This window comes from Candidatus Firestonebacteria bacterium RIFOXYD2_FULL_39_29 (assembly GCA_001778375.1).
Lineage (GTDB): Bacteria > Oederibacteriota > D2-FULL-39-29 > D2-FULL-39-29 > D2-FULL-39-29 > D2-FULL-39-29.
This window is the reverse complement of sequence record MFGV01000027.1, coordinates 1-12,387: the sequence shown is the minus strand read 5'-3', so window position 1 is coordinate 12,387 and position 12,387 is coordinate 1. Positions and strand designations below refer to the sequence as shown.

Annotated in this window: 11 protein-coding genes and 1 tRNA gene; 11 read left to right on the top strand and 1 reads right to left on the bottom strand. The window is 39.6% G+C overall.

Annotated features, from left to right (window positions below; translation table 11 throughout):
- The first annotated feature begins 133 nt into the window (after positions 1-133).
- The 11 genes from A2536_04230 to A2536_04180 all read left to right on the top strand — a co-directional run bounded on the left by A2536_04230 (position 134) and on the right by A2536_04180 (position 11,981).
- Positions 134-1,072, top strand: coding sequence for a peptide chain release factor 2 (locus A2536_04230; GenBank protein ID OGF47204.1), 939 nt, complete (start codon positions 134-136; stop codon positions 1,070-1,072).
- A 306-nt stretch (positions 1,073-1,378) separates the two neighbouring features.
- Positions 1,379-2,233, top strand: coding sequence for a hypothetical protein (locus A2536_04225; GenBank protein ID OGF47182.1), 855 nt, complete (start codon positions 1,379-1,381; stop codon positions 2,231-2,233).
- 273 nt (positions 2,234-2,506) lie between these two features.
- Positions 2,507-5,509, top strand: coding sequence for a hypothetical protein (locus tag A2536_04220; protein ID OGF47181.1), 3,003 nt, complete (start codon positions 2,507-2,509; stop codon positions 5,507-5,509).
- 202 nt (positions 5,510-5,711) lie between these two features.
- Positions 5,712-6,242 (top strand): 5-(carboxyamino)imidazole ribonucleotide mutase, encoded by a 531-nt coding sequence (locus A2536_04215; GenBank protein ID OGF47180.1) that lies wholly within the window; start codon positions 5,712-5,714, stop codon positions 6,240-6,242.
- Position 6,243: 1 nt separating this feature from the next.
- Positions 6,244-6,882 carry a threonylcarbamoyl-AMP synthase gene (locus tag A2536_04210; GenBank protein ID OGF47179.1) on the top strand — a complete coding sequence of 213 codons (639 nt, stop codon included), beginning with the start codon at positions 6,244-6,246 and terminating at the stop codon, positions 6,880-6,882.
- Complete coding sequence (locus A2536_04205; protein OGF47178.1) at positions 6,882-7,310, top strand: hypothetical protein; 429 nt, start codon at positions 6,882-6,884, stop codon at positions 7,308-7,310. The genes A2536_04210 and A2536_04205 overlap by 1 nt, the downstream gene beginning before the upstream one ends.
- Before the next feature lie 16 nt (positions 7,311-7,326).
- Positions 7,327-7,770: a ribose 5-phosphate isomerase B gene (locus A2536_04200; protein OGF47177.1), complete on the top strand. Its 444-nt coding sequence runs from the start codon at positions 7,327-7,329 to the stop codon at positions 7,768-7,770.
- Positions 7,771-7,890: 120 nt separating this feature from the next.
- A complete protein-coding gene (locus A2536_04195; GenBank protein ID OGF47176.1) occupies positions 7,891-9,144 on the top strand; it encodes a serine hydroxymethyltransferase in 1,254 nt (417 codons plus the stop codon).
- Positions 9,145-9,402: 258 nt separating this feature from the next.
- Positions 9,403-9,870, top strand: coding sequence for a cytidine deaminase (locus tag A2536_04190; GenBank protein ID OGF47203.1), 468 nt, complete (start codon positions 9,403-9,405; stop codon positions 9,868-9,870).
- A complete protein-coding gene (locus A2536_04185) occupies positions 9,861-10,871 on the top strand; it encodes a hypothetical protein (GenBank protein ID OGF47175.1) in 1,011 nt (336 codons plus the stop codon). The genes A2536_04190 and A2536_04185 overlap by 10 nt, the downstream gene beginning before the upstream one ends.
- Before the next feature lie 357 nt (positions 10,872-11,228).
- Positions 11,229-11,981, top strand: coding sequence for a hypothetical protein (locus A2536_04180; GenBank protein ID OGF47174.1), 753 nt, complete (start codon positions 11,229-11,231; stop codon positions 11,979-11,981).
- Between the two features lie 152 nt (positions 11,982-12,133).
- Here the strand turns inward: A2536_04180 and A2536_04175 are convergent.
- Positions 12,134-12,218, bottom strand: a tRNA-Ser gene (locus A2536_04175).
- Positions 12,219-12,387 lie beyond the last annotated feature (169 nt).

Genomic DNA, 12,387 nt, shown 5'->3' with positions numbered 1-12,387 from the left:
GAAATAAAAGCAAAAATTTCAGAGCTTTGGAGGCATCTTTGACCTGTCTAAAAAACAGTTAAGGATTGCGGAACTCGATAACTTGTCGGGCAGCTCCGGTTTCTGGAATGATAATGAAAAAGCGCAGAAGCTGATGAAAGAGCGCGATGATAATAAGAAAGAACTTGATAATTGGAATTTATTAAATTCGAAAGCTGATGATGTAGTAGCAGGGTTGGAACTCATTAAGCACGGGGAAGACCCTGAACTTATAAAAGAAATTGTTGAACAGCTTAATCAGCTGAAAAAAGATCTCCGTACGGAAGAGCTTAAACTCTACTTTACGGATAAATACGACACTCATAACGCGTTTCTTTCCATTCATCCCGGAGCCGGCGGTACCGAATCTCAGGATTGGGCTTCAATGCTTCTGAGAATGTATAATAGGTGGGCGGAAAGGAAAGGGTTCTCCGTGGAAATGGTAGACTATCAGCCCGGTGAAGAAGCAGGACTTAAGGATGTCACCCTTTTTCTCTCAGGTACGAATGTTTATGGTTTTCTTAAATCAGAAAAAGGTGTGCACCGTCTTGTCCGGATATCCCCTTTTGATTCCAATAAAAGACGCCATACTTCTTTTGCTTCTGTGGATGTAATGCCGGAAGTCGATGATGTAGAGGTTAATATTGCTGATGAGGAGATAAGAATAGATACCTATCGTGCTTCAGGTGCAGGGGGACAGCATATAAACCGTACCGAATCTGCAATCCGCCTTACTCACTATGCTTCAGGAATAGTTGTGACCTGCCAGTCTGAAAGAAGTCAGATGAAAAATAAAACAATGGCATATAAAGTTCTTAAAGCCCGTCTTTATGAGTTCTACGGAAATAAACGTAAAGAAGAGATGAAACTGGTTCAGGGGGAGAAGAAAGATATAGAATGGGGAAGTCAGATAAGATCTTACGTCTTTCAACCGTACCGTCTGGTTAAAGATAACAGGACGGGATTTGAGGTTACAAATACGATTTCCGTAATGGACGGAGAAATAGATGTTTTTATAGAAGAGTATCTCAGAACAAACGCGAATAAAAAGTAAAGGATTTCAATACACTTTTTTCCATAAATCGTTGGCGGGGCAACTAAGACCCTCCATCGACTGGCGGGCAAAATTAAAGACACTGGATCCCGGATCCTAGTCCGGGATGACATTATTACTGACTGTAATAATGTCACTTTTATGGCGAGTATGCCGCAGAAAACCACGGAGGGAACTCCGTGGTTTTCTGCGGCATGAATAATAAATTGAATTCCATTCGCCGAAACTCCGGACGTAAGTCCGCAGAGGTTCATAGACTGTTATGGACCTTGTGGACGTTATAGACTATTTCTAAAGGACTGAATTATGCATCTGGAATATATCAATTGCCCGCTTTGTGACCGGGATGATTACAAAATAATGGCCTCGCGAAAAGACGGTCAGAAAATAGTGAAATGCAGGAATTGCGGTCTTGTTTATGTTAATCCAAGGTATTCGGAAGAGAGCCTGAAAAAACTTTATGACGGGGAAGGTTCCATTCACGGTGAAATATCCGGGAAAATTGACTATAAGACCTTTCTTGAAAATGAATTTTATGGAGGGGGCGTAGCACAACTAAATCTCGTGAAAAAATATAAGTTGACCGGAAAATTGCTGGATATAGGTATCGGCGGCGGTCAATTTGCTTATGCTGCAGCTAACAACGGTTTTAATGTTACAGGTACCGATTTATCAATGAAAGCTGTTGCTAATGCAAAAAGTAGATATGGCATGGATATTAAAAACGGAAAGGTTGAAGAGCTTAAACTCAAAACGGCGGAATATGATGTTGTTACTCTCTGGAGTGTATTGGAGCATGTTGTTAATCCTCTTCAAGTATTGAAAGAAGCTAATAAACTTTTAAAACAGGATGGGGTGCTTTTTGGATATGTCCCTAATATAAACGGATTAAGCAGCCGGTATAAAAATCTAACGGCTCTAGTAAAAAATGAGGATAGGAAGTACGGACATTTTGGTCTTCCGTATCATATTGTTCTTTTCACTAAAAATACTCTTCGACAGATGTCTGACCTGGCGGGGTTTAAAGTAGTTGAGATTGAATACTGGTCAAGTATCCGTCAAAATTCCAAAAAACTGAATCTTGCGCAAAAACTTACCGCTAATATCCTGGAAAAAACAAAGATGCTTGATTATTTTGCATTTGCAGCGGTTAAAAAGTAACCTGTTATAGCATAACTTAACGAAAATACTTAAAGTACATAAAAATGTTTGAAAAACTTGCAAAAATGCTCCATTTCTCCTTGACAAACCTGAGTAAATCATTATACTATATGTAGCGGTTAGAATGAAATAGACCACAACTGCTTGAATAGAAGGCCTGGGTGCTAGGTTCTAGGTTTACATATAGGAGTTATTGATAAAAATAATACAACATTAGTGTAGAACGTTAGTAACGTGATAACGTGTAACGTTTTAACGGTTGAGGAGAATTAGTTGTTACTAAAAAAACTACAGCTATACGGTTTTAAGTCATTTGCGGATAAGACTGATGTTGTCTTTGAACCGGGTATTACTTGTATTGTCGGTCCGAACGGAGCCGGTAAATCAAACATTGTTGATTCCATAAGATGGGCGCTCGGAGAGCAGAGTGTAAAATCGTTGCGCAGTCCTTCTATGGATAATGTGATATTTAACGGAACAGAAGGAAGAAAACCTCTTGGCATGGGTGAAGTTTCGCTGGTGTTCTCTGATTTTAAGGGACAGCTTGCTTTTGATTTTGAAGAGTTGAAAATTACCCGTCAGATTTTCCGTAATTCCGATTGTGAATATTTCATAAATAAAAATCCGTGCAGAATGAAAGATATTACTAATATGTTCCTGGATTCCGGAGTGGGCACGGATACTTATTTTATTCTTGAACAGGGGAAGATGGATGCGATACTTTCCTCTAAGCCCCTAGAACGAAGATATATCTTTGAGGAAGCTGCGGGAGTTTCAAAATACAAAGCGAGAAAAGAAGAAGCGCTTAAAAAACTTGACCAGACGGATCAGAACCTTCAAAGGATTAAGGACGTTCTCGGGGAAGTGAAACGCCAGATAAACAGTCTGGAAAGACATGCAAAGAAAGCTGAAAAATATAAAAAACTTGCTGCAGAGCTTAAAGACGCCGAAGTAACGGTTGCAAAATACCGTTATGATAATTTTAGAAATGAAATAGACGCTCTCGATAACAAAAAGAATAATCTTAAAAATGATATTGATACCACTCAGAATAGTGTCACCAGCGAGGAAGTCCGCCTGCAGGAAGGCAGGAAGAATCTCCTTGAAGAAGAGAAAAAACTTACTGTAAGGCAGGAAGAATACTACAAGGTTTCCAATGAGATTAATAATGTCTTTAATAAAATCAATCTGCTGGAAGACCGTAAGAATTCTTTGACCCGTGAGATTGAACAGATAAAAGGCAAGTTGGAAGAGATTGATAAGAAGAATGAAGGTATTGTCGGCCAGATAGGAAATGCAAAGAAAGAATATGATGAGACCGTAAAGGGTCTTACTGACGAGAAAGAGAATATCGGAAAACAGGCGGATACTGCGAAGAAATTGCGTGAAAAACACCGCCAGAATGAAAAACAGCTTGAAGAACTCCGGGTTCAGATATTTGACGTAATGAATGAAGCTGTGCATCTTAAGAATGAACTTAAAACTGCTGAAAACAGGTTGAATGAATTAAGATTTGCAAAAGAAAAACTTGAAAGAAAGAAACAGGAATTAGTCGTAAGAAAAAAAACCGGAGATAAGAGGCTCTCTGAACTTAAAACGGAGCTTGCTGATATAGGCGGGAATAAAAAGCTTAGAACTTCTGCAGAGGTGTATGAATATACGGCAGAGGAAGTAAAAACCATAGAGACTATAGGTATCTCTATATCGGGTGATTTTGACCGTGCTGAAAAAGAGAAAGAATTAAGCAGTGTGAAAATCATTATTAGATCCCTCCGCGAGCAATGGGGCTCGTATGTGAAAAAAGTAAAGCCTCTTTTCAAAATACTTCAGGATGTTAAAGGTACTGTAGCAAAAAAGCAGGAAGAGCAGTCTTTAACCGAAGAACTTGTAAGAGTGGAGCGAGAGGTTAAAGTAATGGAGTCAGAGCTTTCGGAATTGACTAAAGAAGAATCTGCTCTGAGTATAAGAAAAGATGAGCTGGCCGGAAAGAGCGGAGCTTCTGCAGAAACGCAAAAGGAAAAGGAAGAAAAAATAAAAGCGCTTGAATCTGAGGTTTTGGCCGCCAGAAAAGACGAACAGACAGAAAATGAAAATTTTACTGACAGAAAAGTAAGGTTAACTTTCCTCGAACAGCGTGAGATTAACCTAAAGAATGAACTTTCACGTATGGGTTTGAATATTGATGAACTGGAAGTGAACAAAACGTCCTATTTTAAAGAATCAGAGAATAAAGCAGGCCAGCTGTCAGGGCTTGATAAAGAAGTTGCCGCCCTGCAGTCCTTCCTTAAAGAGATTGCGCCGAAAAAGGATTCTCTTGAAAAGCTGCTGGCGGATGAAAAAGTAAATAATGACAAAATCAGGGATTCCTTTTATAAAGATGAAGAACAGCTTAGAACTTATAGGAAAGATTATGAGGTCAAGCAAAAGCAGTTATTTGAATTGGAAATTGAAATAAACAAACAGGATTTGGAATCCAAAGCCGTGAAGGACAGGGTTGTCAGGGATTATCATGTAGATGTTTCGCAGCTTGCTCTCGAAAAGGATTATATAAAAGATAATAGTTTGACAGTGGAAGCTGCAGATATTAAGATTACAGAGTTAAGGGTGGCGATAGAGGAGATGGGTTCCGTTAATCTGGCTTCCATGGATGAATACCAGGAGTTGACCGTACGGTTTAACTTCCTTTCAGGGCAGGAGAAAGACCTTGTAGACGCTAAAAACGAACTCTTAAAGGTTATTCAGGAGCTTAATCAGACGACGAAAGAACTCTTCATGGAAACTTTTACTAAGATAAAAGCTAATTTTAATGAGGTCTTCAGAAAGCTCTTTAACGGCGGACACGGTGACTTACAGCTGATGGACGAGAGTAATATTTTGGAAACAGGAATAGAAATTATAGCAAGGCCTCCCGGCAAACGTCCGCTTTCAGTAGCAATGCTTTCAGGCGGTGAAAGAGCAATGACTGCGATTGGTCTTCTTTTTGCCGTATTTATGGTAAAGCCGTCACCTTTCTGTATTCTTGATGAAATTGATGCTCCTCTTGATGATTCCAATGTTCTCAGGTTCAGGGATATGCTCAAAGAAACTTTTAGTAATGTACAATTTATAATCATCACACATAATAAACTCACCATGGAGTGCGCGGATACCCTATACGGTATTACACAGCTGGAGAAGGGCGTATCCACCGTAGTCTCCGTAAAACTCAAAGATATAGACCCTGCCACAGGAAAAGTAAGCGCAGAAGCAGTGAAACGCCGCGCAGCAGCAAGTTAATAAGGTTCATAATGTATAAGAAAATATTTTCTTGATTTTATCTGTGATATCTCAGTTTAATCTGTGTCATCAGCTCGAAATACTCCTTAAATTTCTGATTTTATCAGAATTAATTGAATTTATGTATTTCTTACTTGGATTTCGAGCCTGTATCTGGTAAAATTGCTTTGTAATATTGATGCATTATTTTTGGGGGTAGGATATGAAAAAAGAGCTGGTTACTATAATTCTTGGGAGTGATTCTGACCTTTCTGTTCTGGAAGGCGGGGTTAATCTGCTTGAAAAGGCGGGGGTTTCCTATGACATTATTATTGCGAGCGCTCACAGGGCTCTTCCTTTTCTTCAAAAAACAATCAGAGCAAAAGAAAAAAGCGGGACTAAAGTATTTATTGCGGCGGCCGGAATGGCGGCGGCTCTCCCCGGGGTTGTAGCTGCTGAAACTACCGTACCTGTTATTGGTATTCCTATAGACAGCTCAGCTTTAAAGGGGGCTGATGCTCTCTATTCTATTGTTCAGATGCCGGGGGGTATTCCTGTTGCGACGGTAGCGATAGGAAAACCGGGTGCTCTTAATGCGGCTATACTTGCCGTAGAGATATTAGCGATTTCAGATAAAAGATTAAAAGCTTTCCTTAAGACCTACAGGAAAGAGATGTATGACGGCATTTTAAAAAAATCCGCAAAATTAAAAGTGAAAGGCTTTAAAAAATATTTAGAAGAACAGAGAAGGTAAAATGGAATATGGTGCTTCCGGAAAAATATTGAAAGTCGATCAGCTTGATTTTCTTGCGGCGGAACTTAAAGCAGGGAAAGTGGCAGCTATTCCTACGGATACTGTCTATGGCATTGCCGCTATGATGAAAATTCCTTCTGCTATAGAGAAAATATACAGCATTAAGAAAAGACCTAAGAATAAACCTCTTATTATCTTTGTAAAAGATCCTCATGATGTTGAAGATTTTGTCGAAGAATTGCCGCCTTTTGGAATTGACCTTATGGAGAAGTTCTGGCCGGGCGCGCTTACTATAATATTTTCTGCGGGAGAAAACTTATCTCAGGGCGTTACCGCAGGTCTGGATACTATCGGTGTGAGAATGCCGGATAATAAAATAGTTATGGAAATATTGAAAAAAGTTAAAGAGCCGCTTGCGGTAACAAGCGCGAATATATCGGGAAAGAAAGACCTGACTAATGCGGCGGATGTGGAGCGTGAACTGGGTAGTGAGCTTGACTATATACTGGAGGGAGATATTAAGAAATCCCCCGGGGTTTCCACTATTGTGGATGTAACCGGAGATCATCCCTCAATATTCAGACAGGGAGTTATTAAAAAGAAGCAGCTTGAAGAAATTGTCCCCGGGATTTGTGAATAATGAAAATACTTTTTGTTTGTACCGGAAATACCTGCAGAAGTGTAATGGCGGAGTACTATACAAGATCAAAGCTTGATGATCTTGGTATCAGCGGCATAACGGTGAGTTCGGCAGGTGTCGCAACGATTGACGGTATGCCGGCTTCGCAGGGGGCTTTGGCAGTTCTGGAAGAGATAGGGATTGATGCTTCTGCTCATGTTTCGAGATTACTAACCGGGGAAATAGCGGCAGAGGCGGATAAGATATATGCCTTAGCAAGGAACCATTTGGAGATCTTGGGTTTAAATTTTATTTCCGTGAAAGATAAAGTTGAACTGCTGGCAGACAAAAGTGTGCCTGATCCTATTGGCTTGACTTTGGAAGAATATAGGGATAGTCTGGATATGATTATTAGTGCTGTGGATAAACACATTTTATCAAAACTCTAAAGAAAGTGAGGATACAATGATGATAGTTCTTGGCAGTGATCATGCATCTTTTGAGCTTAAGGAATATATCAAAGCGGAATTAGGGAAAATGGGTTATTCTGTAAACGATGTTGGCGCTAGTTCTGAAAAAAGCGTTGACTATCCGGATTATGCAATAAAGGTAGCCGGGGAAGTAAAGGCGAAGAGAGCAGATTATGGAATACTCTTTTGCGGTACGGGTCTCGGGATGTCTATTGCTGCCAATAAGGTGAAAGGTATACGCGCTGCGCTCTGTAACGATCTGTATCTTGCCGAAATGGCAAGGAAACACAATAATGCTAATATTCTGGTGATGGGAGGCCGTGTTGTCGGGAAAGGGCTTGCTCTGGAGATACTTAAGAAGTTCCTTAATACCGCCTTCGAAGGCGGAAGACATCAGGATAGATTGGATAAAATAACGAAAATTGAAGACGGTTTGTAAGGTTCATAAAGTTTGTAAGGTTTATAAGGTCTGAGAATAATAAATGGAAAAAAGATCTTTTACGTTACAAACCTTAAAAACTTTATAAACTTTAAAAACTTTTTTGCCGGAGGCAAAAGCATGTTCAAAGGTTATTTTGGCGATGTATTAAAGAAAGAAGATCCTGTATTGGAAAAGTTGATCATAGAGGAGTTTAAAAGAGAAAATACTAAACTTCAGATGATTGCTTCTGAAAATTACGCCAGTAAGGCTGTAATGGCGGCGCAAGGGTCTGTTCTTACTAATAAGTATGCTGAAGGGTATCCGTATAAAAAGTTTTATGAAGGTTGCCAATATGCCAGTGAGATAGAACAACTGGCGATTGACCGGATGCAAAAACTCTTTAACGCGGAACATGTTAATGTTCAGCCGCATTCCGGCTCCTCTGCTAATCTTGCTGTTTTCATTGCTGTTTTACAAGCGGGTGATGTTGTTATGGGAATGGATCTGTCCTGTGGCGGACATTTAACACACGGTGCTCCGGCTAATATATCGGGAAAGACCTATAAAATTGTTTCCTATGGCGTAAACAGGGATACAAATCTGCTGGATTACGATGAAATCAGACAGCTCGCATTGAAACACCGTCCAAAGTTAATAATCGCGGGAGCTTCGGCCTATCCGAGGATAATTGATTTCAAAAAGTTTAAAGATATTGCTGCGGAGGCAGGAGCTTATTTTATGGCAGATATTGCGCACATTGCCGGGCTGATAGCCGGTAAAGTACATCCGGATGCCTCTCCTTACGCGGATTTTGTTACAGGTACCACACATAAAACTCTTTCCGGACCGAGGGGCGGGTTTATCATCAGCAGAAAGGAATTTGCAAAGAAGATTGACTCAGCAGTGTTTCCCGGAATTCAGGGAGGTCCGCTTGTTCATGTTATCGCGGCAAAGGCTGTCTGTTTTAAGCAGGCTATGACTCCAGAATTCAGAAAATACCAGCAGCAGGTTGTGAAAAATGCAAAAGTGCTCGCGGCAGAGCTTGTAAAGCGGGGTTTTAAGCTTGTCACCGGAGGCACGGATAATCATCTTATGCTTGTGGATCTTCGTGGTCTGAATATTACGGGAAGAGATGCGGCCCTGGTATTGGATGATTCAGGAATTACGATTAATAAGAATGGTATTCCTTATGACACTATGAATGTCTGGCATACCAGCGGAATAAGGATAGGGACCCCTGCGATAACAACCAGGGGAATGAAGGAAGGACAAATGCCTGAAATAGCCGAGCTTATAGATAGAGTGCTTAAAAATATTAAGAGTCCAAAAGTCCATAAAGAAGTTGCAGGCAAAGTAAAGCAGCTCTGTAAAAAATTCCCGGTGAAGATATAACGAAAACAGTTTGTAAGGTTTTTAAAGTTCATAAGGTTTGTAAGCAAAGCTTTTCTCGATATTGTAGGATATATAGATGTTAACATCTGTTGACATAGCGAGATAAGGTTATTTTTAGGGGTGGCATTTTATTAATTAAAACCTCGAGGTTGATAGATTATAACACCTTAGTATAAAACTTTATAACCTTACTGACTTTACAAACTTAGGGCGCAATCTTACTAAAAGGAATAAATGTTAAAGAAAACAGGGGATAAAATGAATAAGAAGACTTTACATAAGCGCCCGAGCTGGGATCAGTATTTTATGCAGGTTGCGCATCTCATTGCTACCCGTTCCACTTGTACCAGGCGGAAAGTGGGCGCGGTAGTGGTTAAGGAAAAAAGGATACTGAGTACAGGGTATAACGGAACACCTTCAGGCGTCAGACATTGTACCGAAGTTGGCTGCTTAAGAGAGAAGATGGGAGTACCTTCAGGACAGAGGCAGGAGATCTGCAGGGGTTTGCATGGTGAACAGAATGCTATTTTGCAGGCTGCGAGATTTGGTAATTCAATGAAAGATTCGGTGTTATATTGTACTACTCAACCCTGTGTTACTTGTGCAAAAATGATAATAAATGCGGGGGTTACTGAGGTTATTTATGAAGGTGATTATCCCGATAAACTGGCTCTTAAAATATTAAAGGAAGCCGGGATAAAACTTACAAGGTTTAAATGCACATAGACGCCAAGTATTGGGCGTTGTTTATTTTTAGCGCGCTGCTTGGGATTCTGATAACCAAACAGGTCATGAAGCTGGCAGTAAAATATGATGCAGTTGACAAACCCTCTCATAGAAAAGTCCACCGCAGTTTAATACCTCTCTGGGGCGGTGTCGGTATTTACGGAGCTTTTTTCCTGACTCTCCTGGTATATAATATGTTTAGCGGCCTCTTTGGTCCTGCGCTCCGTTTAAATTCAGGCTTGCTTGCCGGAAAACTCCTCGGACTCTTTATTGGCAGTACAATATTGGTCGGCGTAGGACTTGTTGATGATAAATGGGGACTTCCTCCAAAAGTAAAGCTTCTGGGACAGGCGGTGGTAGCGCTTGTTGTAATTTATTTTGGCGTAAGAATAATGGGAGTTACAATACCTTTCTGGAATAAGTATCTGCAATTTCCGCTTATAATCTCCGTCATTATTACATTAATCTGGATAGTAGCTCTAATTAACTCTATGAATTTTATTGACGGAATTGACGGCCTGGCGGGGGGGATTGCTTTTATAGGCTGTGTAGCCTTCTTTTGTGTATCGTATTTTAAACCACCAAGTTCAGGTTTTTACATTGCGGGTAAAGTTTCCTTTTTCATCTCAGTAATTTCAATTGTTCTTGCCGGTTCGGTCCTTGGATTCCTGAGATTTAATTTTAATCCCGCCAGAGTCTTTATGGGTGACGGCGGCTCGATGTTTCTGGGACTTATGCTGGCCTCAATGTCAATCATCGGTTCATTTAAAGGTGTCACGGCAATTACACTCTTTACTCCCGCGCTTATCCTTACGGTTCCGATCTTCGATATAGTTTTTGCCGTCTATCGAAGATGGAAGAATCAAACCCCTCTTTCCCAGGCAGATAAAAAACATCTTCATCACAGACTTCTGGCCTTTGGCCTCTCCCAAAAACAAGCAGTTCTTCTCCTCTATGCTGTAGCTATAGTTTTCGCCGGATTAGCGGTAGCGTTGTCGTAAAAAGCTTTTTCTGCAATGAAATCTTAATATTAACTCTAAAAACGAAGTAGAACTATTCAAATTAGAGCTTTATGACGTTATGCCGAAGAAAATCCCGGGTGTGACAGACTGTGTCCATAATTAAAAAAATAAAATTTACCCTACAATTAGTTGTAGCTCGATTTCCGCTTGAGACGGATCTGCCTCAGAACTTTTAGTCCTGTTTTTATCACCGTGTCGTCACCGGAAAAAATGCAGAACTGTGGTATTAGCGCAACAAATACTTGAAATAGTTTTTAATTGATGTATAATAATTAAACTAAGTAAAATATTTACAGGGGTGAAAGATAAGACTGGATGCTTGAGGAGTAAAATTATATGTTTACACCTAAAACAGAAAGAATAGAAAAAATAGCAGGTCTAAAACAAAACAGAATAATTGAATTAGAGCAATTACTTGATAAGCCGGTTAATGTCTATATTGACTTTGCCAATGTTTTGCACTGGCAGGATAGGTTGCAGTGGAATGTTGATGTAAAAAGACTTAAGCAATTTCTTGATTCTTTCGATACAGTTAAAAAAATTGCAATTTATTGTGGAACACTGATAGGCGATATCAAGTCTGAAGATTCTATAAGGGAGTTTAAACAGGATGGGTTAATTGTTAAAACAAAACCTGTGAAAATTATGTATCATTCGATAGACGTTTCAAGCATATCTAGAGAATCACCGGAAATATTGAAGCAATTTATCAAGCCGCAACTTCTTGGTGAGCTTAACATAGATAATATAAAATATCTGAACGCAGTATTGTCTAACATAAACAGACTGGGAAAATTATCCGTAGAAGCAAAGAAATGTAATTTTGATGTTGAAATTGGTATTGATATGTTAATGGATTATAATGATCAAAATGCGGAAATATTTGTATTATGGAGTGGAGATAGTGATTTTTATGATCCTTTGAAAAAGTTGTTAAGCGAAGGGAAAAAAGTTATTCTATTTGCAACGTCAGGTAAAGTTTCAAAGGAATTAAATGAACTTAAGTCTGATGGACTTATTGTCTTCGACATACAAAAAATAAAAGAATTCATATGCTGGAAAAAGCAAATAAAAATAAATGGCGTATAAAGCAAAAGGGACTCGCAGAGCGAGCCCCTAAGCATTGGTTATCTTGGACTGATTTCTCAGTACCTACATTATATTATACTTATTTTATGTCAAGTGTCAATAGGAATCTCCGGACAAAAGGACAAAGACGTTCTCCGCATTACTCGGGTTAATGGCGGAGGGTACAGGATTCGAACCTGTAAATCCTTTCGGATGGCAGTTTAGTAAACTGCTGCATTACCGTTATACTAACCCTCCGAAGAATTGTTTTTAGCGGAGCAAACTAGTTTTATAATTATAACAGAATACCTCCTTGAAAGCCAGTTAACTCGCCACTTCCCAGCGATTCCGCAACAAGCAAATTAAGCCATAACTTTTGCACTGAAAAATCAAGGATTTTATTCTTTTGTGACCCGTGTTAATAATT

Coding starts and splice junctions, on each gene's coding strand:
- A2536_04230 (OGF47204.1), top strand. CDS start 134: ATGAAAGAGCGCGATGATAATAAGAAAGAACTTGATAATTGGAATTTA.
- A2536_04205 (OGF47178.1), top strand. CDS start 6,882: ATGAAAATACTTTTTGTTTGTACCGGAAATACCTGCAGAAGTGTAATG.
- A2536_04210 (OGF47179.1), top strand. CDS start 6,244: ATGGAATATGGTGCTTCCGGAAAAATATTGAAAGTCGATCAGCTTGAT.
- A2536_04190 (OGF47203.1), top strand. CDS start 9,403: ATGAATAAGAAGACTTTACATAAGCGCCCGAGCTGGGATCAGTATTTT.
- A2536_04195 (OGF47176.1), top strand. CDS start 7,891: ATGTTCAAAGGTTATTTTGGCGATGTATTAAAGAAAGAAGATCCTGTA.
- A2536_04185 (OGF47175.1), top strand. CDS start 9,861: ATGCACATAGACGCCAAGTATTGGGCGTTGTTTATTTTTAGCGCGCTG.
- A2536_04180 (OGF47174.1), top strand. CDS start 11,229: ATGTTTACACCTAAAACAGAAAGAATAGAAAAAATAGCAGGTCTAAAA.
- A2536_04215 (OGF47180.1), top strand. CDS start 5,712: ATGAAAAAAGAGCTGGTTACTATAATTCTTGGGAGTGATTCTGACCTT.
- A2536_04225 (OGF47182.1), top strand. CDS start 1,379: ATGCATCTGGAATATATCAATTGCCCGCTTTGTGACCGGGATGATTAC.
- A2536_04200 (OGF47177.1), top strand. CDS start 7,327: ATGATGATAGTTCTTGGCAGTGATCATGCATCTTTTGAGCTTAAGGAA.